This window comes from Flavobacterium sp. LPB0248, assembly GCF_013388355.1.
Lineage (GTDB): Bacteria > Bacteroidota > Bacteroidia > Flavobacteriales > Flavobacteriaceae > Flavobacterium.
Map to the genome: position 1 here is coordinate 133,050 of NZ_CP058246.1, position 23,830 is coordinate 156,879.

A 23,830-nucleotide genomic window follows, 5' to 3' on the forward strand; every position below is an offset into this window, starting at 1 on the left:
TTTTTCAAATATAGCTGCTGCTCGAGTACAGTAAATAATTTACTCATTGCCTCAACCATCTCCCATAACTTTTATTCCAAATAGCTGCCTTAAATTCCCCAATGACAAACCTGGCAAACCTAGCCGATATAGAAGCGGAAATCCTTCTGCGCTGGGTTTCGGTGCAGAAGATTGCTTCGCCAGTTCGCTAACGCTTGAGTGGAACGCATAGCGGGAAGAGCTCCCTAAAACATATAATAACTGGAACCTACTAATGTTTTATCCGGCTAAAAAATTAATTACAGCAGCCCAAAAAAACGCAGGATCTTTGATAAAAGCAAAAAGCCCGCCGGCCTGACTGCCGGCGGGCTCCGTATTGTCCAGATGCCATTATTATTTGATGCTGATGGTATCCACCAGGTTTTCCTGATCTATGAAAGCCGCAATATACTGCTGGACTTCATTGCGTTTTTCGGTGGCCGTTTCAAAGGTATTGATATGAAAATCCTCGTCCTGGTCCAGGATATGGATGATCTCGGTATATCCTTTTGAAATCAGGCTTCCTTTGAGCTTTAGGATCGTATGCTGCTGGCGGGCATCCAAATCTTTTCTCACCTGTAGTTGTATAGCTTTTTCCATTGTGAAAGATCTGTTGGTTTTTATGTCATATTCTATTCAAATTTAGTAATTTTGATTGTACGCAGATCTGCTGATGCGTCAAAAAAATGGGAGTACGAAAAGTAAAAACCTTGCAAGACCCATACAGCAGATTTTTCATCTGTTTTAAATTTGCGGCCAATAGCTGGCGTACGCTGTTCTTAAAACAAAAACGTAGAAAAAAGAGCCAGCGCAAGTTTAAGTCATAAATATAATATCAAACCCAAACTGCTTTTAAAGCTACAATCTCAAAGCATCATTCAACTTTTATTACTGCCGGGGGAGTCCATTTTCCATTTACTACTTCCTGCTTTGGCCAGTAAGTGCGAAGATAAAGCGAAAAATCCCCCTTTTCCACTGCAGGAAGCCAGTTGTTCTGCCTTTTTGCCTCAGTTGGCGCTGACTGGATATAAATCGTGAGCGAACCGTCCGAATTGTATGCCATTGTCTTGTTCTTTGTGCCCAATGAATATCTGTTGAGCTTGTTGATTTCAAAAAAGTGATGCTCGTTATATAATGTAAGTGACCAAAATCCATTAACAGGAGGCAGCTGTCCTTTGGCAAAAGTAATTTTATATTTGTTCGAGCTGTTCAATCGGCCTCCTTCTGAATCCAGATCCTGATAAAAGTAGCGTGTTTCATTTGGGGCATTGACCAGGATATTGGATTTGGCTACCGCAGTGCGCGTAAAATAATCCGTGCCCCACGACGCTCCATTGGTTACCCCCGACCAGTGAAAAGGCAATTGGATCCCCCAGTTGCGGAATTCCATTAAAGGTTTTATTACCTGACGCTCTGTCTCAACGGCTGCATCGATCATCGCCTGTTTCAGTTTTGGGTCTTTCCTGGCGGCTTCCACTACAGCGAGTATCTGCTTGTATTTCGCCTCCTCGCCTGGCAATGGCTTTGCATCTGCCAGCACAAGAGGCAGCTCGTCAAAGAATGTCTGGGGGTTCACCCATACCGCTTCTTCTTTTCCTGCTTCGCCTCCGGGAAGTTTTTTGATATTGGCCCAATCGATGGTTTTCATTTTCCCGTCATAATCAGACAAGGGATACATAACCACTGATTTGAGCACCTCCTGAATTGCTTTCCGGTCTTCTTTTGTGTCATCCAGAAAAACACGGGGGCCCACCAGTCCAGTATTGGTTGACGAGCGGAAAACTTTTATTATTCCCTTAGGCACCTCGCCTTTCCAGTCCGGTCCGGCCAATAAATAAAATCCCGGCTTATTGTCGTACATCTTTCCCAATTTTGCGAAACTTTCGGTGCGCAGATCAACTATCTGGTAGACCCAAAAACGTTTGCCAAAATCAGGCACTTGAACCACAACCGGCGATTGGTCCAAAGCAAGGCATCCAATACCATAAACCACATCCTGGTTCGGGCAGGCTATGGCACGTTCTGTCGGTATCACATAATCGGTAAGCATGGTAAACTGATTCAGCGGAGCCATAAGTAAGGGCCCGGACAGGGCCAGCTCCTTTACATCCTTGAAAGCCATTCGGCGGTTGTACATGTTTACCAGCGGCCATGCCCAAAAATAGGCCTCTTTAGCCGCCAAAGCGGCATACTCTTGAGTAATTTTTACATTGGTGTCGGGCCCCATTGGCAGCTGAGCTGCTCCCTTGGCTGGAATTAGGCTGTCGATTCCCTTAGAATTGGATGCTTCCGCATCCACATTTTTCTTTTGGTTGCATGCCGTTAATGCGATAATTAAAATCACGCAGATGAGTTTCTTTTCCATAAGTTTAGCAATTGATTATTTAACCTCTTCTATATCTCCAAGTTTCCATACCCTGTCAAAAAAGGGCTTTTCCGGGCCATAAATCCTGAATAATACTTCAAATTTTCCTTTAGGGTCCGTTGGAATCCAATTTGATTCCTTGCCTGCAGGGGATTTTGGGCCAAAGTAAATATCAACCGAGCCATCTGTGTTCTTTTGGATCTCCGCTGCGTTTGATGCTCTGCTTGCACGCTGCAGATTTTTGATAAGGCAATGTGTTGTCCGGTCGTAGACTGTTGCCGACCAGTATTGCTTGGTGGGCACATTTGCAGGCACGTGGAGCATATAGGTTTTATCGCCATCAAGCGCTAGGCCTTCCTTGTCTTTTCCTGCAATAAGATATATTTGCGCTGTACCCAGACGTTTTATGCCTACATAACCGATTGAATAGGTTAATGCACGGGCATCTATGGGATAAATATCAGATTCCGCATATCCCGAAGATCCCGCCTTAACGAGTTCCGGCATTGCGGGAACAGCCCATTTTGCATCAGGATTTATCGGCGGAAACCCCTTTTCAAGCATTGCTTCCAAATAGTCATGCGCACCTTTTGCCGCCGCATTCAGAATCTCGATGGTTCGTGCATCAGGGTTATAGGGCTTCCCCTTTTCAATGCCTATGCTTTTTAGTTTATCAATCATCGCCTTGTCGCGCACCAGCATAGGCTGGCTTTGCACAATTCGGTCAAGGGAAATAAAAAACCGGCTGTCATAGGGTATGACGGAATTGTAAAGTACATCCTTCACGTCTGTATATTTTGTTTCGTCGGGATTATTGGCTTTGGCAAGCGGATATAGCTTTAGCTGTTTGCCGTAATTGACGGCATTCACTATATCGGCATCACTGTGGCTGGGCAGGTTGGAGCGAAATAATCCATAACCCTCATAGGTATCGGCTTTCAGCACAATGTATCCCTTAGGAATATTTTCCTTATAGCCAGGCGGCAGTATCAGATATTTGCCGCCTGCGCCTTTATCGGCTCCGTAAGGTCCTGCATCTTCAAGGGGCATCTGCCAGATATTGTCAATATTGGCGGCAAAGGAGCCATTTGCTGCCGCAGGAACATCTATAACTATTGGCCCTGCATCCTTTGTGTTGAAAAAAAACATAAAGTAAATCGCGTCGGGATTTGGCGTTAGTGTCTGATTATGCCAGTCTACGGGTTTTGACCAAAATATGATCTCATTTTGTTTCCCTTTGGTGCTGCCCAGCATTGCCTGAAGCATAAGGTCATAATTAACGGCAGGTATCCCCCATACTAAAGCTTCAATTGCGCGCTGGTAAACAATCTGTTCCTTGATGTTAGCAGGTTTGAATTCTGCCGAAACAGCACCCTCAATATCGGCTTTCTCACCGGAATATGTTCCTGGCGTTTGGTTGCATGCCGCCAATAGCAGCATGAATGAAAAAACAAAGAGACCTTTTTTCATAATATTTAGGTTTTTAGCAATTATAAATCTTTCTCTATAGATATTCAACTGTCATAAGAAAGAATGGTCTTTAAATAATATAGTGCCATTTAAAAAAAGTCCAGTATACAACAATTAAAATACTTAACTATATGAACTCTTTGAGCACACAACCTATAGTATTAAACATCAAATAATTACATAAAAGTAATTAAAAATCTTACAACTTTTATTTTTACTTTATTTTTTTATTTGTAATACTAAATCGAACAAAATTTAAATACAAACTTCAAATTTGGCGTTCTTCTGGGACAAAAAAAAGGTTTATTAGTCCTGTAGTTTTCTCATCTTTTGATGGTATTGAAATTGAACGAGGAACTCCGGTTGACTTTACCTCTAAAATGCCATTTATTTTTTCGGGAAAACTCGAGAAAGTTTTCTAGATTTAAGATAAAATATTCAAAATTAATTTGCTGCATTTTTTTAGTTGAGAGTTTAAAGAAATAAATCAATTTTTAACTACGATCGAACAACAATCAAGTAATTCACAGAGCCAAAGAAAGACAACTCTGCCTTAAGTATAACAATCTTTTCACCCCCCCATAATATTTGTAGAATTGTATGTTAGTTTACTGACATGAAGCAATGGAGTTTTTATATTTTTCACATCAATCCCCAACAGGACATCTAAACCAAATTTACAAAGCCAATGAAAGACAGACACTACATGTAGTAAGCCAATTGCTTCAAATCATCCAAAAATGATGTTGTAATTTGTCCTTTCCCCGTCACTTAAGGAGACAACTAGCAAATAGTTGTCTCTTTTTTTATATACAAACATATAGATTTTTAAAGCCTTCGCAGCCTAATATTTGTGGTTCGATTTTTTCACAAGAAATTCTTAGTCTGTTTGAACAAACAGTCTTAAAGTGGCGTTATCAGGGAATTAATCGAAGCTGAACGATGGTTCGAAATCCCGTTAAGGATATAGGATTTTTTTCTCTTTTGGTTTATCGTAATTTTTTGATACTAAATATAATTATTTTACATTAATCTTAATTTACTATTTTAATTTGATCACAAGATCATAAGGAATATGTCTAGAGTAAATTAAATATTCAAAAAAAAAAAAAGCTATCCTAAAGATAGCTTTTTTTGTAGTTTTTAGCGATTTTGCAGCATCTCTACAATAACGCTTAATCAAGTTTTACAGCCTAAAATTTGCTGTTCTGATTTTTTCAAAATGAATTGTTGACCAAATCATAAGGCTAAGCATCTGGAAACCGAGAAAATAAATAAAATCCTTTCTCTCTTAATTATATTTTTTAAACATTTCTGGCATTGTCTCAACATCTAAGGCATCCATATCTACAAGTTTTAATGACTTAACCATTTTAAGTGTAGAAGTTTTGTAAACCAGAAAATGTGGGGTTTTCAAATGTGATTGATACGATTCTTTATCAGCATAAACTTCTAAAATTCTTAGCTGATTTGGGTTTTCCTTTTGAAACATCGGGAAAATTGCAATTACTCCAGGCTCTAATCGAACAGATGCTTCAGATTCTTCTTTGAGGATTGTTTTATACTGTTCCAGATATTCTGGTACTATTTCAATTTCAGACATGCGAACCATTTGATCTTTTTTTTGTGCAGAAACGATATTGCTGTTTAACAATGAAAAAAATGCAAAGAGAAATAATCCAGATGGAGTTATAAATGACTTTTTCATAAGCTAATTATTTGTTTTGTTTTGCCGCTATCACTTTCGCCAAAACTTCCCTAGCCGTATCGGCCTGCTGTTTTCCAATATGTTTTTCGATTAAATCGAAAGCTTGCAATAATTGCGTTTCAGTAATTCCAGTGTTCATACCCATCCCGATATGAGCCTGCAATTGAGGAGCTACGCCTGACATTGAAGCTAAGGCTGCTATAGTTATCAATTCTCTCTTCTCAAAAGTCAGTACATCGCGATTAAAGATATCGGCGAACAAGTGTTCCTTTAAAAAAGTATCAATTACTGGTGCGAATGCATTTGCGCCTTTCAATTCCTTCTCTTCAATTCCTGTAAGATGCTGTAGATTTTGTTTTCCAGATTGATATTTGTCTAATGTATTATCAATTTTAGAAACTTCTTTACCTTCTTTATCCTGAATCCCTTTTGTTTTTCTTTCTTCTAAAGCAGCCATAAAAGCATTAATCCCGTTTAAGCTTCTCGGAAAACCACAGTATGCATAAAGCTGAACCAATATCTCTTTGATTTCATTTATAGTAAGGCCAGAGTCAAGTCCGTTGTTTAATTCAACTTTTAAAGGCGTAATATCGCCAACTGCTGTCAGTGCAGAAATTGTTACGATACTTTGTTCCTGAGTATTTAAAGATTTATTTATAGAATTTTGTGCGCTCATTGTATTTGCAATTAACATGAAAACAAAAAATAGTATCAGCAGAAATTTTCTTTTGTTTGTCATGATTTACCGTTATTTATTTACATTTTTATAATCCTCTTCCGAAACTGCTTCAAGCCAGACTACATTGGTGTCGCCCAAATAATTTGTAATGGCTATATGAACCATTTTGCTTTTTGCCGATGCACCATGCCAGTGTTCTACATTTTCTGGAATGTTTACTACATCTCCTTTTTTAATAATTCTCGCTGGTTTTCCTTTCTCCTGATAAAAACCTTCTCCTTCTGTCACAATTAAGACCTGTCCTTTCGGATGCGTGTGCCAGTTGGTTCTTGCTCCTTTCTCAAATGTTACGCTTCCCATTGCAAACTCGTTGTTTTTATCTTTTGCCAATAATGGCGTTAGGAAAGCATTTCCTGTAAACCAGTCATTTGATAATTTATCTCCTTTTGGAAAAATCGAATTGTTGTTGTTGTTGTGCTCTGTCATCTCTTTTTTATTTTTATTAATGCTGCATCCCGATTATAGTAAAGCTCCGTTTATAATCAGGCATGCTAAAATTGTTTTTTTCATAATTGATTCTATTCCAATTCTACTTTTACTATTACAGCTTCTTTCGTATTAAAAGCTTCCATGCCGTTTGTTATCTTACCTAAAGAAACCAAACCAGTTGCATAGGTGAAATCTTTATAAAACAACGCAAGGTTACCCCAAGGCGCATAGTAAGTAAGATCCCCAACAGATGCGGAATAGCCGTTTGGCGCGCTCTGAGTTGTAAGTCTTTTACTTAAATCACTTACTTTTTCTGTACTATTATAATCTCTCAAAGTCAATGTTATAGGCAATAAAGCAGCAAAGTCCTGACTCGTAGGATTATTATACAAAACTGCTTTCGCTAATTTATCTCCTACCTGTATTCTTAAATTCATTACTTAATTGATTAAATTTACTAAATATTTGACATCCAATAAAATGAATAATCAATAGTTTCAAATTACTGTACTGTATAACCTCCATCAACAGAAATAGCCTGTCCGATTACATAGGTAGATTTACTGCTACAAAGCCAAAGCACTACATCGGCAATTTCCTCGGCCCTACCTAGGCGTTTTATAGGAAGCTGCTGTATTAATATTTCCATTTCATCTGATTGATTAACCAGCATATCCTCTACCATTGGCGTAATGATAATTCCTGGACAAACTGCATTAATTCTGATATTCTGAGGTGCGTACTCTAAAGCGGCACTTTTTGTCATCCCTAAAATACCATGTTTAGAGGCGTGATAAGCTGCACGTCCTGGAACCCCGACTAATCCTCCTAATGAAGAATTGTTTACAATAGCTCCGCTTCCCTGCTTGCGCATTTGCTGTAATTCGTACTTCATAAAGTTCCACACTCCTTTTAGATTTACATTCAGTGTCCGGTCGTATATTTCATTACTAACATCTGCAAGTTCTTGAGGCGGTGCCTGTATACCTGCGTTGTTAAAAGCAAAATCAATGCTTCCGAACTGTTTTACTATTTTTTCAATTGTACTTTTAACCTGTTCTTCGTCTGCAACATCACAGACGAATGCTTCAGCTTTATGTCCTGCGACTTTCAATTCTTCCGTCTGTGCACTGGCATCTAATATATCTACCAAAGCTACAGATGCTCCTGCTTCCGCAAATGCTTTAGCGGCAGCAAGTCCCATACCCATTGAAGCTCCAGTGATAACTGCCACTTTATCTTTAAATTCTTCTTTCATTTTTCTGTTTTTTAAAAAGTTGAAGCATCAATTACATAGCGGTAACGTGCTTTTTTATTTACTACTTTGTCCCAAGCGTCATTAATTTCATCTGCCTTGATAATTTCAATCTGCGGATAGATTTTATTAAGCGAACAATAGTCCATTACTTCCTGAGTTTCTGGTATGCCTCCAATAAGCGAACCGTTGAAATTAACACGGTTGAATATCATATTGAAATTATTGATTGTAAGTTCGCCATTTATAGGCTGACCTACCTGAGTAAAAAACCCGTTTGGTTTGACGCACGAAATATAGTTTGACATCTCATAAGCGTAAGGCACAGTAGAAATCATGTAATCCAATTTTCCGAAAAGCGGTTTAAGCTGCTCCTGTTTTTCATCTACAATAATGACTTCTTTAGCTCCAAATGATTTGATATCTTTTACCTTATCAGCCGAAGTTGTAAAAGCATATACATCAGCACCTTTTGCAGTCGCTATTTTCACGGCAAGATGTCCAAGCCCTCCAATGCCAATAACACCGACTTTATCCCCTTTTTTTATTCCTGTTTTCATCATAGGCGAATACGTTGTGATACCAGCGCACAACAATGAAGCAGCATACTGCAGGTCTATGTTTTGGGGAATCTTTACAGCAAAATGTTCTGTAACCACAATATTGTTTGAATATCCTCCTTGTGTAATACCACTTGGAGATGTAGTATCCGGCGCGCCGTAAGTTCCTACCATGCCAGTAGTTTCGCAATGATGCTCTTCTCCATTTTTACAGCTTGTACACTCCATGCAGCTGTTTACTATACATCCGACACCTGCCTTATCGCCTACTTTAAACTTGGTTACTTTATTACCCACTGCAGCAACCACTCCAGCAATTTCATGACCCGGTACCTGCGGATATTTCTGCGGTCCCCAGTGGTCTCTTATCGTGTGGATATCCGAATGGCATATCCCTGAGAATTTGATATCTATAAGAATGTCATAATCGCCTATTGCCCTGCGTTCGAACTCCCAATATTTAAGAGGCGATTCTTTATCCGTTCCGGCATAGCCTTTTGATTTTATCAATTTATTCATAATACCATTTTTAATTTCGTTATTTTTATTATTGCTTTCGCTGGCAAGCAGACCTGAAACATCCGCAAGTGCTAAACCAGTTCCGGCCAATGCTGCCTGCTGCAGAAACTTTCTTCTAGATTTTTCCATATCGCTTTTAACTTTTTTATATTTCTGTTATGTATATCTATCTTTTTCTAAAGAAGACAGCTGTGATTCAATGTTCATTTAACTTTTACAAAGTTCACTATAAGCTCAAAGACAGCGCTTATACATTCTACGGTTGTACTTACCACTTTTACTGATTCGCTATTTAAGACATACAAAAGGAATTTAGATTCAATACCTTTGTGTAAAATTACTATTATGAGTTCTGTTGAAAGATTTGATACCGTAAAGCAGTATAATGATTCGGTGGGTGCTGATACACTGCACCCGCTTGTAACTGTGGTAGATTTTAAGAACATTCCGCCGTTTAGCTATTTCCGCCGCTACATGGGGGTTTATGCTGTATTTCTAAAAGAAGTAAAATGCGGTGATATAAGATACGGCTGCCAGCCTTATGATTATGATGACGGAACATTAGTTTTTATTGCGCCTGGACAGGTTTATGGTATAGACACTAAAGGAGAAAAGATTACTCCAAAAGGCAAAGCACTCGTTTTCCATCCAGATCTAATTACGGGAACTAATCTTGGAAAAACAATTAAAGAGTACTCCTTCTTTTCTTATGAAGTCAATGAAGCGCTGCATCTTTCTAAAAAAGAAAGTGCCGTTATTAATGACTGTTTTGATAAAATTGCAACTGAAATAGAATTGAATATTGATAAACATAGTAAAAGCTTAATAGTATCAAATATTGAACTTTTTCTTAGATACGGCATGCGTTTTTATGACCGACAGTTTATTACCCGAACACATGTTAACAACGATATTTTAACCCGATTTGAAAATCAGCTGAGTGAATATTTCTTATCAGACAAACCTGCTTTAATAGGCCTGCCGTCTGTGGGGTATTTTGCCGATCAACTAAACTTGTCTGCTAATTACTTCGGTGATTTGATTAAGAAGGAAACTGGCAGTACTGCATTGGATTATATACAGTCAAAATTAATTGAACTTGCTAAAGAAAAAATATTAGAGCAGAATAAGACCATCACCGAAGTGTCTGACGAACTTGGCTTTAAATACCAGCAGCACTTTACCAGACTGTTCAAACAAAAAGTAGGAATGGCGCCTGTTGAGTTTAAAAGCTTAAATAAAATGAATTAGCAAATAAGGTATTTTCATGTCCCCTTTTAACATTTAACCCCTACGATACATACAAACCACTCTTGAATTAAAATCAAATATAATTATCTTACAAATTCACTTGAAAATAAGCCAATTTCTTTAAATCATTCATAAAATGGTTTGTAAATTGTGAACTCAACGTCACAAAATTAAAATCCCATTTCTTACGAAATGGGATTTTTTTTTATTTTAAAACACAGGTTTTAATTCAAAAAATGGCTTTATCTTTAAGCCTTTAGAAAATTGATATTCGTTATGGAACAGAAAGTACATCAAGGAAGAAACGTAAAACGTTTTAGAGAAATGCTAAGTATAAAGCAGGAATCATTAGCTTATGATCTGGTAGAAGACTGGAACCAAAAGAAAATTTCTATGCTAGAGCAGAAAGATGTAATTGAAGAAAGTCTGCTAAAACAAATTTCAGCCGTATTAAAAATTCCTGTTGAAGCTTTTCAGAATTTCGATGAAGAACAGGCTGTAAATTTAATTTCATGTAATTTCTCGGATAACGCAATGTTCAATAACAGAATTGAAATTTTTAACAACAATCCTATTGAGGAAATCAAAAAACTTCACGAAGAAAAAATTGCTTTATTTGAACGTATGCTGAAAGAGAAAGATGAAATGATGGCGAGGCTTGAGAAATTGATTGGGAAATAATTATCAATAACGATATTAATTAAAAAAGAGACTTTGAAAGTCTCTTTTTTGGTTTTAGAATATTATTTCCTGTTGCGAAGTTAGAAGATATTCGTAGGGCTTTTTATAAAAACTCTTTGGAATATTCGCGCAACTATCCATACAAATTTTTTATCTCCGACATAACAAACGTACTTTGGGTACTCCCTATACTTTCAACTGAGCCTAATTTATTAAATACAAAATCCTGATAATGCTTCATATCTTTGGCTGAGACTTTCATTAAAAAATCATAATCTCCTGAGATATTGTAACATTCCACCACTTCTTCTATTTTCATAATATCACTAACAAACTGATTCCCAATATTACGATCGTGCTGTTTAAGTTTGATATTACAAAAAACAATGAAACCTCTATTTAGTTTTTCTGCATCAAGGAGCGCTATATACTTTTTAATGTACCCATTATTCTCCAATCTTTTAATTCGCTCAAAAACAGGCGATGCTGAAAGATTTACCATTTTGGCAAGCTCTTTTACAGTGTATTTAGAATTATCGTGTAGTATATTTAATAACTGAAGATCAATATCGTCTATTTGTTCCATAGAATATTTTGGTTTGATTTATTTCGAATACAGAATAAAATTCTTCAAATATAACCAAAAACAATACAAAAATCTTATTTTACACATGTTAAAAACATATCATACTGCAGCGTTTATCTTCACAGCATAAAAATCTACAATGCAATATTTTATACTTCTTTTCTTCGAGCCATACCCTGAGCAATGATACTAGCGGCAATCAATTGCAAAGCATGGTAAAGCATGAGCGGTAGCAATACAATACCTGTGATGGTACTGTGCTGAAAAAGTACTTTTGACATAACGGTGCCGTGTACTAATGACTTTTTAGACCCGCAAAATAAGACAGTAATACGATCTTCATCTGAAAAGCCAAGCAAGCGACTGAGCAGTCCGACACAAAAGAATACGGCAAAAAACAATGCCATCATCCCTGCAGCGAGTCCAGCAAGTTCAAAAGCAGTGAAGCCGTCAAAAAGATGTTCTGAAAACGACTTGCAAAACGACGTGTAAATAATCGTTAGAATAACTGCCTGATCGAAGTATTTGAGCTGTTTCTTGTACTTTTCGGCAATGGCGCCGAAACGGGAATTGAGGCTTATACCAATAATGACAGGCAGTAAGACCTGCAGAATCAACTTTATGACGATATGAGTAACATCAAAATCGCCTGTTGCAGAAGCTATAAATAGCCCAACCCAGAGCGGCGTAACCACTACTCCGATCAAACTGGAAATACTCGCATTGAAAATAGCCGCGGGAATATTTCCCTTGGCAATCGAAACCATGACCACGGAAGAGGAAACTGTGGACGGCAATGCTGCCAGAAAAAATACACCCAGCCAAAGCAGCTCGAAACCGTTATTGACAAACAACGGGCGAAATGCCAAAACAAGCAGCGGAAAAAACAAAAAAGTTGTCAACTGGACGACAATGTGCATTTTCCAGTTGGAAAGTCCGGCTTTTAGTTTCTCAACACTCAGCTTCATGCCATAAAACAGGAAAATCAACGAAACGCCTGCATTGGCAATCTCCTCCAGCGAAACAGGTTCTTTGACCATACCTGGCTTTGGCAAAAAATAAGCCATCAAAATCATGGTGGCTATCATTAACAGGAAACCGTCGAAACCTGCTTTTTTTAATACTTCTAATAATTTATTCAATGTGTTTTTAATATTATTTCCCCGTGGAGACACGGACTCTCTTATTAATATATTAAGACTAAATCCCAAGTTCTTTGCGTATAATTTCTGCTCCTGCGCTTAAAGCACTTAACTTGCCTCTAGCCACGTTTCGAGATAGCGGAGCCATACCGCAGTTTGTAGAAGGGTAAAGATTTTCGGCATCTACAAACTCAAGGGCTTTACGCAAGGTATCAGCTACTTCTTCTGGTGTTTCGATAGTGTTTGTTGCCACATCAATGGCACCGACCATCACTTTTTTACCGCGAACAAGTTCCATTAAATCTAAAGGCACATTGGAGTTGTGACATTCTAAAGACACCACATCGATTTTAGATTTTTGAATTTTCGGAAAAATTTCTTCGTATTGTCGCCACTCTGAACCTAATGTCTTTTTCCAATCGTTATTTGCCTGTATTCCATAACCATAGCAAATATGAACCGCAGTCTGGCAATGTAAACCTTCAATAGCTCTTTCTAATGCCGCCATTCCCCAATCGTTTACTTCATCAAAAAACACATTAAATGCAGGTTCATCAAACTGGATAATATCTACACCTGCATCTTGAAGTTCTCTTGCTTCTTCGTTGAGTGCTTTCGCAAATTCCCACGCCAATTTTTCTCGGCTTTTATAATGGTCGTCATACAAAGTATCTACCATTGTCAGCGGGCCTGGCAATGCCCACTTTATAGGTTTATTAGTCTGTTTACGTAAAAATTTAGCATCTTCAACAAAAACTGCTTTTTGACGTGCAACCTCACCTACAACCACTGGAACACTCGCGTCATAGCGGTTACGGATTTTTACTGTTTTACGATTTTCAAAATCTACACCGCTTAAATGTTCGATAAAAGTCGTTACAAAATGCTGGCGTGTCTGCTCGCCGTCACAAATGATATCTAGATCTGCCAATTGTTGTTCCTGCAGAGAAATGCGCAATGCATCTTGTTTCCCTTCAAGTAGCTGATCGCCTTCTAATTTCCATGGTGACCAAAGTTTTTCGGGTGGTGCAAGCCAGGCAGGTTTAGGTAAACTTCCAACAATAGAGGTAGGTAATAATAATTTCTTCATAATAGTATATTTTTAATGCGTTGTAATCAGTTAAAGGGTAAAATTAGCAGACCATTGTTCCAAGAGATTTTTGTAAGGCTTAATGAAATGCTCTTCTGCATATTTACCTTGTTCAATAGCCAATCGGCTGCGCTCTTCGCGGTCATAATCCACGCGAGTTAGTGAATAATCTTCGTGTTTAAGACTAGGTTGATAGATTTTCCCAGCCCCTGAATTTGCATTGTAAATTTCAGGGCGATAAATCTTCTGAAAAGTCTCCATTGTGCTGATTGAGCTGATTAGCCCAAGATCAGTATAGTCAGCAAGCAGATCTCCTGAATGATAAAAAGCCATCGGTGCTACACTATTCGGAGGCATGAAAAAACGAACTGTTAAGCCCATTTTAGAGAAATATTCATCAGTGAGAGAATACTCATTCTGCAGATACTCAAAACCCAGAACTGGATGCTGATACTCGGTGCGGGTATAAGTTTTGTTGCTCGATACACTTAGACAAATGATCGGTGACATCTTAAAGTGCTCTTTATAAGTGACTGAATTCACAAAGCACTTATAAAGTTTTCCGTGTAAATCACCAAAATTTTCAGGAATAGAAAAATTAGATTTGTTTTTATTGTGTTCAATCAATAAAATACTGAAATCATAATCCCGAACATAAGAGGAATAATTATTCCCAGCAACTCCTTCGATTTGCTGGCCCGTCTTACGATCAATAATATTCGTTTTTAAAACTTCAATCATCGGTAAGTCGTCGCTACCATTCTTATCATCAATACTCATCGTTACCGTGAGAATTTCAAGTTCCACATGGTAACGATCTCCTTTTGGATTATCCAAATGAGCCAATTCATTAAATCGATTGTTAATCATATTTAAGGCATTACGTAAGTTTTGCTCGCGATTAGCTCCTCTTGCCAAGTTGGCAAAATTGGTTGTCAAACGCGTTTTACTTGAAGGGCGATAATTTTCATCTAAACAAGTGCTCTTTAGTGTGAATGCAAAATCATTTTGGATTGTATTCTGGGTGTTTTCAATATCTTGCTTTTCGTTTATTCCCTTATCTTCTTGTATGTTCGCTTTCATCTGATGACAATTTTTAGTTTTTTTACCCTGCAAAATTGACAATAAAAGATTTAATATTTTTAAAAAGCAATAAATTCAGATAATTATTCTTTTTTGATATCATTTTAAAGATTATTAATCTTTTTACAAATATAATAACAAGGAAAAACAGATAATTATTCTTTAGAGAACTAGGATATGACCGATTTGAAGTTCCCCATAGCCATTCAAGCCTCGAAAAAGAAAACAATATCATTTATATTTGCCAAAATTTAAGATAGACATAGCAATGAATTTAATAGAAAATTTAAAATGGCGTTACGCCACAAAAGCTTACAATAATATTAAAGTAACAGAAGAAAAGGTCGATCAGATCTTAGAGGCTATAAATCTTTCAGCATCTTCTTGTGGTCTACAATCTTACCGTGTTTTTGTTGTAAGCAACCCAGAAATCCAAAAGAAATTAGGTGCTGATTCGTATAATGGACAGATAAGTTCTTGTTCTCATCTGTTGGTTTTTGCTGCATTTACTGACATGACTTCAACTTACATTGACGATTATATCGCAATGACAGAAAAGCAAAGAAGTCTTGATGCTGGTGCCTTATCAGGATTTAGAAATGGACTGCATTCCTATTTTAGTACTATTAATGCAGAACAAAAAGCCCATTGGGCAGCCAAACAGGCTTATATTGCATTGGGAACAGCACTTATTGCTGCAGCAGAATTAAAAGTGGACGCCACTCCTATAGAAGGATTTAATGCCGCCATTATTGATGAGGTTTTGGGTTTGAAAGAGAAAGGGTTACATTCAACAGTTATTCTCGCTTTAGGATATCGTGATTCGGAAAAAGACTATATGGCAGCTACGAAAAAAGTTCGTTTGCCTATAGATGAAATGATAACGAAAGTCTATTAATATTCACTCCAAATTATTTTATAATTTTAATAAAAACTAAGTCATTTTCGTTGGATTGTACCCTATTTTATTATCAAAAAATTCATTAAAATATGTTTAACATTTTTTAAGGTTTAGCCCTTTCTTTTTCTTAAGATTTCCTTAAGATATTTCAATTTATTCAAAACCAAATCAAACCACAACAGCAAGAATACTTCTAAATATCAAATACTTACAATTCATATTTAGATAAATGATAGCAACTGTAATCCAAATATCATGATTTTAAGATTGTGTGAACTACTCTATTTGTTTACTTTTGATTATTTTAATTAAGTCTAAATAAGTAAAAATGAAATTCTACCTACCCTTTATGCTGCTTCTTATAGCAGCAAATTCTCTATCCGCACAGACAAATAAAAATAATTCAGAGCAACAGACTGTTCAAGATACAATCAAAGAAAAATCAAAATCTGATAATGAATTGCATGAAGTTGTAATCTCTGCAACCAGACAGCCAGAAAGTTTGGATCAAGTTCCTTCTTCGGTAACTCTTATTTCTAAAAAACAGCTTCAGCAACAGTTAAGCATAAGTACCAATCTTAGTGACATTCTAGGTGCTTCAGTTCCTGGACTGGGATTCAGTACCAATAGGACCTCTAACTTAGGACAAACTTTAAGAGGACGTCGTGTTCTAGTAATGATTGATGGTATTCCACAATCTACACCTTTAAGAGACGGCGCTAAAGATATCCGTTCACTTGATCCTGCAGCCTTAGATCGTGTGGAAGTCATCAAAGGAGCAACTGCTATTTATGGTAATGGTGCCGACGGAGGTTTAATTAACTACATTACTAAAAAAGCAGATCAGAATAAAGTTTTCAGCGGTACTACTGAGGCAGGAAGTGCTTTTTCATTAATTAAACCAAAAGAAACTGCGGGATTCTTTATATCGCAACTCTTCAGCGGTAAAATCAATAAATTTGATTATGTAGTCAGTGGCCGTTATGAAGAAACAGGTCTTTATCGTGATGCTAAAGGAAGAGTTCTTTCGCCAGATTACGGCATGAATGACTTGAGAAACTGGAATGCATTTGCCAAACTTGGTTATGACTTCAATCCAGATAATCGTCTGGAAGTTATGTATAATTATTATAAAAGTACTCAGATTACCGACTACATCGCAAAGGCTGGTATTTATGGAAACTTCGACAAACCAACCATTGGAGTTATAGGTCAAAGACCTGGAGAACCTGAAGGAACTCCATACAACCACAATGCAAGTTTAACTTATACTGGAAAAAATATTATAGGTCATACTGATCTGAGCGCTGTTTTATATTTTCAAGATTATTTGACGGTAATTAATTACAGCGATTTTTTTGAAAATAATGGTCAGCCGGCAACTCAAAGTAAAAAGTTCGGATTCCGTCTTAATATGAACAGTCCTTATGATGTGAGCAGTATGATTAATGGAAATATAACCTACGGACTCGACATTCTTTCTGATATAACAGATACTCATCTAACTGATGGAAGACTGGTTATCCCAGAAATGAAAATGTCTAATCTAGCTCCTTATTTCCAGATCAAAAATATGTTTGGACCTAATTTGGTTCTGAAAACTGGTTTGAGACTAGAAAATGTACATATCACAGTGCCTGATTATACTACAATTGCAATTCGCAATTATGTAACAAGCACTTACGTTGGCGGCGGTATTGCTGTTAATGGCGGAGATTTAAATTTTAATACCTTGATGTTTAATGCGGGACTTCGATATACAAAATGGAATGCTTTTAAGCCTTTTGCTAGTTTTTCACAAAGTTTCAGTGTTGCCGATTTAGGTCTTGTATTGCGCGCGGCGAAAGAAAATACAGTTAGTAATACCTCTATTAAAGCAGTAGTAGCCAATAATTACGAAGTAGGATTCTCAGGCTCTGTTTCTGATTTATCTTATGAAGGAGCCGTTTTTTATAGCACTTCTAAACTAGGCGCTTCTTATGTGTATGTCGACGGAAATCCACAGATTTCACGTTCACCAGAGAAAATTTATGGTTTTGAATTTGGAGCGAAATACAGATTTCATCCAAAATTTGATCTTGGAGCAAACTATTCTTACACGGAAGGTAAACGAGAAACTGCTACTGGAAAAGTATACCTTGGAGGAGATCGCATCAATCCGCCTAAATTAACTGCTTTTGCAGTGTATAGACCAATAGAAAACTGGTCAATCTTTACCCAAATGATTAATACTTCTGGAAGAGATAGATTTGAACCAGTAAACGGTGCGTATACTTATGGTACAGGTCCTATTAAAGCGTTTACTGCTTTTAATCTTTCAACAAGCTATATTTTCAGAGAAAAAACAACGCTTCGTTTGGGAGTAGAAAATTTGTTTAATAAAGATTACTTCTCTGTAATCTCGCAATGGCAAGTCAATAATATGAGTTATGTTAAAGAAAACGGAACTCGCATGACTGTGAGTCTTTCTCATTCATTCTAAAAATTATTAGTCTTATTATAATAAAGTTTTTCAAAAAGAAAATCTTCGATAGATTGTTACCTTGTTTTTTTTATTTTTTTTGATCAAAAGCTGTCCTTTGCGGACAGCTTTTTTATTTTCTGGCAATTATTTAAAAATATTCAGTTCTTCATTGTAAACAGGACTTCCTATATTTAAAAAATTTAAAACACTATGAAACACATGATTTTGTGATACTGTTTCATTTGCCTTAAGCTGTTTTGAATTATCTGACACCCAAACAATAAAAGGAATTTCATATTGTTCTTTAGGAGCAATACTCAAAGGCACGCCATGCATATACAAGTTCTTTTCGCCTAAAGATTCTCCATGATCGGAAACAAAAATCATAGTGCTTTTATATTCCTTTAATTCTTTTAAATCATCTATGATTTTAGAGAGAATATAATCGGTATAAACAATTGTATTATCATAGGCATTCATCAATTCCTGCTGAGAGCATTTACCCAATTCGACACTGTTACAAACAGGTTTAAAAGACTCAAATCTTGGCGGATATTTCTTGCTGTATAAAGGACCGTGGCTGGTGCTGGTATGCAATACAATTAATATTTTATTCTTTTTGCTCTCTAATATCTGTTCTTTCAGTCCCGTAAGCAAAATTTCATCATAATTGCATCCTTCTCCTTTGCAGTCCTTCATCAAATATTCCCTATTTTGATAATTTTTGATATGAACAGGAGGCTCGCCCCAGTTTGTTGTTCTCCAAATGACTTCTACATTATTCCTGTAAAGATAATTTGGAAGAATCTCATACAAATCATCAGAATTGGTGTGTTCTAAAATACATTTAACACCAGCCGTTGTATAAGTGGCGCATGACGAAGCATCAAAATGAAAGAGGTTCTTTTGTGCAGACAAAAGCGGATTAGTATTTTTCTTGTAACCGTAAAGAGAAAAATTCTGTCTTCTGGCCGATTCGCCAATAACCAAAACAACAACCGATTTCTGATTATCTTTTATAGTAGCTTTTGGCAGTAAAATTTCTTTTTCATTCTTTTTGTATTTGTGGATGTAAAAAAGCGAAATATTTACCGAATAAGACCATGGCATTGCAAGTCCGCCTAATTTTTTGGAGTTTTTATCAATCCAAAGCCAATTGCTTGCATTTGCAAAAACTAAAACAGCAATAAATAGTAAAGTAAGTGAGGAAAGAGTTAAAAATTTTCGCAATGAATCCTTTATTATTTGTGCTTTTATAATGAAAATTGCAGGAATAATACCTAGAAAAATAATGTAAAGGACTAATTTAATCGAGAAAAAACTGCTTGATTCTTCAAAATTGGTATTCAATATATTGCCAATCATGCTTTCATCAATTATAACACTGTAAGTATTAATAAAATAAACTGCAACAGAATTAATCAGAAAGAAAATCGTCAGTAAAAATTTTCCAAGATTACGAGAAAGGGAAAAAAACAAATAAAAAACAAAAGCATTTAAAACCAGCATTAATATTATTAAGCTGATAATTAAAACTACTCCGTTAAAACTTTTGTAATCAACATTATTAAAAACATAGCGGTAAAATGGCAAGTGAAAGAATAAAAAATTCAAAAAACTCATTAGTAAAACAAAATGAGTAAGTCGCAGGTTATTTTTTAACATAGATATAAATGATTAAAAACAATGACACAGCCAAACAGATTAAAGCGTAATAAAAAATTAATAAATTCTCAGAAAATATTCTGCAGATTAACGAAATGCAACATCCCAAAAACAACAGCATAAAAATAGGATAATATTTTTTGTCATTAATCCAAGCCCAAATTTTATACTTTCTGCTGATAAAAATACCCGAAAGTCCTGCAATATATCCTATAATTCCTCCTGTAATAACATCAATCGGATAATGCGCCCCAACACCTACTCTAGTAAAAATCAGAATCAATCCTATTATAACAATAAAAAAAGACCACATAAATCTATACGACAGTTTCTTTGGCATAAATCCATACAATAAAACCGACAATACTGTAAATATAGTTATCGAATGTCCCGATGGTAAACTATTATGTCCACAAACAGCTTTGCCAAAAATATAAAAACTATCATTATTAAAAACCGCAGCTGGTCGCGGAACTGCAAATGCTTTTTTTAACACACACGAAAATATAAGCGAAACGAGCAAACCCGAAAGCAATGATTCCCAAACTTTTGGAGCAAAAACAAATAAACTGCTTAAAAATGATAAAAAAATCATTGCATCTCCAAACTGTGTTAAATTGTACTCAAGTTTTGGATAGTGTCCTAAATAATAATTTATAGTGTAGAAACTCTTCTTTTGAATCTCAATATAACTGTTGACTGTCATTGCGTTATGACAGTATAAAAATAGTATTATCGCAGTTAAGAGAAACAGCGGAATAAAAAATAAAAAAAGCCTAAGCTTTGAATAATTAAGAATAATATTGGCATTCATTATATTTCTGGGTAAGAATTATGTATTAATTTAGATGAATCAAATAGTACTGCTATCGCGTTTAAAAACACTAGGAACCGATCCATCTTTTAGGAGAATTTGAAGTATAAAAAGCAGAGATAGAAAGCAGAGAACTACTTTGAATCAGAATAAATTTTAAACTTGGATTAAGATTTAAAGGATCTATAAATGCTGAATTCAAGTTTTTACTTTTAAAAACAAAAAAACTAATCCGTTTAAGAAATAAAAGAGAAAAGCAAAGTGTTGAAACCGCTGAAAGAATGTATATCCTACAGCATCTGTGCATAATTAATCTGTTCCTGCCTTTCATGTTTAATTATTAAAAACAGGTCAAAGGAATTTGTCAATTTAGAAGAAATTTAGAATTTTTGATAGATTCAATTTTTATTTGCAGAATATTAACAAATAGGTCTCAAAAACTTTACATTGCAAGCAATACTTGCTTTCGCTTAAATAAATACTTATTTGAAAAATTCAGGATTAATTCAAAATTTAGGTATAATTTGAAAAATTATTTTACCTCTTTTTGAATCCAATTTATTAATGCTTTGCTTAGAAGCGCAACAATAGATTATCGATTTAAAATTTAAATGAAAAACAAAAACATATGTGGATCGTATTTGCCTTACTTTCAGCCTTCTTTGCCGCACTGACGGCTATATTTGCAAAAATTGGCATCAAAAATGTAGACAGTGATTTGGCTACTGCAATCAGAACTGTCATTATTCTCATTCTTGCTTGGGGCATTGCGTTTGCCAGAGGTGGGACAGCCGCAATTAATTCCCTTTCCAAACAAAATCTGATTTTTATAATTCTCTCTGGTATTGCCACAGGCCTCTCTTGGATCTTTTATTTTAAAGCACTACAGATTGGAGAAGTATCTAAAGTTGCTCCTGTTGATAAACTGAGTGTAGCTATCGCTATAGTGCTTTCTGTTATTTTCCTGCACGAAAAAATCAGTTTTCTAGGTATTATGGGTGTACTTTTAATTATCTGCGGTACTATATTAGTAATTTATAACTAACTTTAAAATGTGCACTAAGATATATTTGACTATATTTAGTATTCAAAGTTTCTTCAAAATTCATTTGTAAAATTGCAGCATGAAAATCTTAATTATAGAAGACGAGCAGGAAATTGCTCAGAGCATAAAGAATTACTTTAAAGACAATGGCATACAATGTGAGACTGCTAAAAATTATAGTCTGGCATTGAGCAAAATCGAAAATTATGATTATGACTGTATTCTTTTAGACCTTATGCTGCCAGACGGCGACGGTTTTGATTTATTAAGGGAACTTAAAAGAAAAAACAAAACAGATGGCGTAATCGTGATTTCGGCAAAAGAGAATCTAGAAACTCGTATTGAAGGATTTAATCTTGGCGCCGATGATTATCTCACTAAACCTTTTCATCTGGCCGAACTTTTGGTTCGCATGCAGGCTTTAATCAGACGTAAAAATTTTAAAGGAAATAATAATATTGTTTTCAACGAAATTATAATTGATATTCTCTCCAAATCAGTTACGGTAAATGATCAGAAACTAGATCTTACAAAGAAAGAACTCGATCTTCTGCTATTTCTAATCGGAAACGAAGATAAGGTGCTTTCAAAAGCTGCAATTGCGGAACATCTTTCGGGAGATATGGCCGATATGCTTGATAATCATGATTTCATCTACGCGCACATCAAAAACTTAAAAAAGAAAATTCATCAGGCAGGTGGCAGTGATTACATCAAAACCGTATATGGACTTGGATACAAATGGGAAAATGACTAAAAAAAAACTGCTCAATAAAACCACTAGAAGCTTCCTTATTTTTGCCGTTGTCATACTTCTGGTTTCTGCTCCGGTATTCTACTATATCAGCCAGTGGCTATATGTTTATGAAACCGAAGAAGTCTTGCTTATGCATAAAGGCGAATTTGTAAAAGAGAGCCGCGAAAACTTTAATGAAGCAGATATAAAACTCTGGAATAAATATAATCGTGATGTTATGATTGTTCCAGATATGGGTGTTACCAAAGATTCTATTGTTGGCAAAATGATATTTGATGAAACTGCTGGCGAGAAAGAACCTTTTTATCTTATTTATGCTCCAGTTGACATTAATGGAAAAAGATATACTTACACAGAGAGAATAAATCTCCTGGAGATGGAGGGAATGGTTTACAGTGTGGCCATTATGTTCCTTGTTATCATTATCATTCTTCTTATCGGAATTATATTGCTTTCAAAAAACACGGCTTCTAAATTATGGAAACCGTTCTACAACACTCTAAATCAGATTCATGAATTTGAGATTGATAAAAACAAAGCGCCTCACTTTCCTCCTACAGATATTGAAGAATTTGACAGTTTAAATAAGAGTCTGCATCTCTTAATTGAAAAAAACACCGCAATCTATAAAAACCAAAGGGAATTTATAGAAAATGCCGCGCACGAACTCCAAACACCTCTTGCGTTATTTCAAACCAAAATAGATACACTTTCGCAGCTTGAATTAAATGAAAAACAGTCTAATCTTGTAGGTTCATTGAGCAGAGATGTATCGAGACTCAACAGGCTTAATAAAAACTTATTGCTTCTTTCTAAAATTGATAATGAGATTTATCTTGAAAAGAATGATATTCTAATCAATGATTACATTAAAAAACATCTTGATTTTTTTACAGAACAAGCTGCTTCAAAGAATCTCACTGTTATAACAGAATTTACCTCTGACTTAAAAATTAATGGAAACCCAGCTCTGACAGAAGTTTTGATAAATAATCTTTTCTTGAACGCCATTCGTCACAACGAAAAAAATGGAAAAATCGTTATAACAACTCTTCACGATGAATTAATATTCTCTAATTCGGGTGACAAAACACCTCTTGTTATAGACAAGCTTTTTAACCGTTTTTCAAAAAGCAATCCGTCTTCTCAAGGCAATGGACTTGGTTTAGCTATTATTAAAAAAATTACAGAATTAAACCATTGGCAAATCAACTATAGTTTTTCCAACAATCTGCATAGTTTTAGCGTCAAGTTTTAAAAATTCAAACTTCCTACAGATTCGTTTTTC

Annotated in this window: 22 protein-coding genes; 7 read left to right on the forward strand and 15 right to left on the reverse strand. The window is 35.8% G+C overall.

Annotated elements, in window-relative coordinates:
- Positions 1 to 372 precede the first annotated feature (372 nt).
- The 9 genes from LPB248_RS00480 to LPB248_RS00520 form a co-directional block, all read right to left on the reverse strand.
- The gene (locus tag LPB248_RS00480; protein ID WP_177209660.1) at positions 373 to 618 is read right to left on the reverse strand and encodes a hypothetical protein; all 246 of its coding nucleotides are present in this window, start codon (positions 616 to 618) and stop codon (positions 373 to 375) included.
- A 274-nt stretch (positions 619 to 892) separates the two neighbouring features.
- Positions 893 to 2,383 (reverse strand): DUF1254 domain-containing protein, encoded by a 1,491-nt coding sequence (locus LPB248_RS00485; RefSeq protein ID WP_177209661.1) that lies wholly within the window; start codon positions 2,381 to 2,383, stop codon positions 893 to 895.
- Positions 2,384 to 2,398: 15 nt separating this feature from the next.
- Positions 2,399 to 3,853 carry a DUF1254 domain-containing protein gene (locus tag LPB248_RS00490; protein ID WP_177209662.1) on the reverse strand — a complete coding sequence of 485 codons (1,455 nt, stop codon included), beginning with the start codon at positions 3,851 to 3,853 and terminating at the stop codon, positions 2,399 to 2,401.
- Between the two features lie 1,291 nt (positions 3,854 to 5,144).
- Complete coding sequence (locus LPB248_RS00495) at positions 5,145 to 5,561, reverse strand: putative quinol monooxygenase (protein WP_177209663.1); 417 nt, start codon at positions 5,559 to 5,561, stop codon at positions 5,145 to 5,147.
- Between the two features lie 7 nt (positions 5,562 to 5,568).
- Positions 5,569 to 6,237 (reverse strand): carboxymuconolactone decarboxylase family protein, encoded by a 669-nt coding sequence (locus tag LPB248_RS00500; protein WP_255462973.1) that lies wholly within the window; start codon positions 6,235 to 6,237, stop codon positions 5,569 to 5,571.
- A gap of 72 nt (positions 6,238 to 6,309) precedes the next feature.
- Positions 6,310 to 6,726: a cupin domain-containing protein gene (locus LPB248_RS00505; RefSeq protein ID WP_177209665.1), complete on the reverse strand. Its 417-nt coding sequence runs from the start codon at positions 6,724 to 6,726 to the stop codon at positions 6,310 to 6,312.
- 92 nt (positions 6,727 to 6,818) lie between these two features.
- Entirely contained in the window at positions 6,819 to 7,166 is a 348-nt protein-coding gene (locus tag LPB248_RS00510) for a cyclophilin-like fold protein (protein WP_177209666.1), read from the reverse strand.
- Between the two features lie 65 nt (positions 7,167 to 7,231).
- Entirely contained in the window at positions 7,232 to 7,987 is a 756-nt protein-coding gene (locus LPB248_RS00515) for an SDR family NAD(P)-dependent oxidoreductase (RefSeq protein ID WP_177209667.1), read from the reverse strand.
- A gap of 11 nt (positions 7,988 to 7,998) precedes the next feature.
- Positions 7,999 to 9,192, reverse strand: coding sequence for an NAD(P)-dependent alcohol dehydrogenase (locus LPB248_RS00520; RefSeq protein ID WP_177209668.1), 1,194 nt, complete (start codon positions 9,190 to 9,192; stop codon positions 7,999 to 8,001).
- Positions 9,193 to 9,408: 216 nt separating this feature from the next.
- Here LPB248_RS00520 and LPB248_RS00525 point away from each other — a divergent pair, with 216 nt between their 5' ends.
- A complete protein-coding gene (locus LPB248_RS00525) occupies positions 9,409 to 10,314 on the forward strand; it encodes a helix-turn-helix domain-containing protein (RefSeq protein WP_177209669.1) in 906 nt (301 codons plus the stop codon).
- 276 nt (positions 10,315 to 10,590) lie between these two features.
- Positions 10,591 to 10,995, forward strand: a complete 405-nt coding sequence (locus tag LPB248_RS00530; RefSeq protein WP_177209670.1) for a helix-turn-helix domain-containing protein — start codon at positions 10,591 to 10,593, stop codon at positions 10,993 to 10,995.
- A 133-nt stretch (positions 10,996 to 11,128) separates the two neighbouring features.
- Here the strand turns inward: LPB248_RS00530 and LPB248_RS00535 are convergent, their stop codons facing one another.
- From LPB248_RS00535 to LPB248_RS00550, 4 genes are all read right to left on the reverse strand, one after another.
- Positions 11,129 to 11,581 (reverse strand): Lrp/AsnC family transcriptional regulator, encoded by a 453-nt coding sequence (locus LPB248_RS00535; protein WP_035644147.1) that lies wholly within the window; start codon positions 11,579 to 11,581, stop codon positions 11,129 to 11,131.
- A gap of 149 nt (positions 11,582 to 11,730) precedes the next feature.
- Entirely contained in the window at positions 11,731 to 12,723 is a 993-nt protein-coding gene (locus LPB248_RS00540; RefSeq protein ID WP_177209671.1) for a bile acid:sodium symporter family protein, read from the reverse strand.
- A gap of 58 nt (positions 12,724 to 12,781) precedes the next feature.
- The gene (locus LPB248_RS00545; RefSeq protein WP_177209672.1) at positions 12,782 to 13,813 is read right to left on the reverse strand and encodes a methionine synthase; all 1,032 of its coding nucleotides are present in this window, start codon (positions 13,811 to 13,813) and stop codon (positions 12,782 to 12,784) included.
- Between the two features lie 30 nt (positions 13,814 to 13,843).
- The gene (locus tag LPB248_RS00550; protein WP_218279844.1) at positions 13,844 to 14,896 is read right to left on the reverse strand and encodes a DUF1852 domain-containing protein; all 1,053 of its coding nucleotides are present in this window, start codon (positions 14,894 to 14,896) and stop codon (positions 13,844 to 13,846) included.
- 268 nt (positions 14,897 to 15,164) lie between these two features.
- On the opposite strand from LPB248_RS00550, the gene LPB248_RS00555 reads away from it, so the two are divergent.
- Together LPB248_RS00555 and LPB248_RS00560 are read left to right on the forward strand one after the other, a co-directional pair.
- Positions 15,165 to 15,794 (forward strand): nitroreductase family protein, encoded by a 630-nt coding sequence (locus tag LPB248_RS00555; RefSeq protein WP_177209673.1) that lies wholly within the window; start codon positions 15,165 to 15,167, stop codon positions 15,792 to 15,794.
- 331 nt (positions 15,795 to 16,125) lie between these two features.
- Positions 16,126 to 18,279 carry a TonB-dependent receptor gene (locus LPB248_RS00560; protein WP_177209674.1) on the forward strand — a complete coding sequence of 718 codons (2,154 nt, stop codon included), beginning with the start codon at positions 16,126 to 16,128 and terminating at the stop codon, positions 18,277 to 18,279.
- A gap of 126 nt (positions 18,280 to 18,405) precedes the next feature.
- On the opposite strand, the gene eptA is transcribed toward LPB248_RS00560, so the two are convergent.
- Both eptA and LPB248_RS00570 read right to left on the reverse strand, forming a co-directional pair.
- Positions 18,406 to 19,926, reverse strand: a complete 1,521-nt coding sequence (eptA, locus tag LPB248_RS00565) for a phosphoethanolamine--lipid A transferase EptA (RefSeq protein ID WP_177209675.1) — start codon at positions 19,924 to 19,926, stop codon at positions 18,406 to 18,408.
- Positions 19,913 to 20,632 (reverse strand): phosphatase PAP2 family protein, encoded by a 720-nt coding sequence (locus LPB248_RS00570; RefSeq protein WP_255462974.1) that lies wholly within the window; start codon positions 20,630 to 20,632, stop codon positions 19,913 to 19,915. The genes eptA and LPB248_RS00570 overlap by 14 nt, the downstream gene beginning before the upstream one ends.
- A gap of 736 nt (positions 20,633 to 21,368) precedes the next feature.
- On the opposite strand from LPB248_RS00570, the gene LPB248_RS00575 reads away from it, so the two are divergent.
- The 3 genes from LPB248_RS00575 (at position 21,369) to LPB248_RS00585 (ending at position 23,800) form a co-directional block, all read left to right on the forward strand.
- The gene (locus LPB248_RS00575; protein WP_177209677.1) at positions 21,369 to 21,785 is read left to right on the forward strand and encodes an EamA family transporter; all 417 of its coding nucleotides are present in this window, start codon (positions 21,369 to 21,371) and stop codon (positions 21,783 to 21,785) included.
- Between the two features lie 79 nt (positions 21,786 to 21,864).
- Positions 21,865 to 22,542 carry a response regulator transcription factor gene (locus LPB248_RS00580; protein WP_177209678.1) on the forward strand — a complete coding sequence of 226 codons (678 nt, stop codon included), beginning with the start codon at positions 21,865 to 21,867 and terminating at the stop codon, positions 22,540 to 22,542.
- Positions 22,511 to 23,800, forward strand: coding sequence for a sensor histidine kinase (locus LPB248_RS00585; protein WP_255462975.1), 1,290 nt, complete (start codon positions 22,511 to 22,513; stop codon positions 23,798 to 23,800). The genes LPB248_RS00580 and LPB248_RS00585 overlap by 32 nt, the downstream gene beginning before the upstream one ends.
- Positions 23,801 to 23,830: the final 30 nt, after the last annotated feature.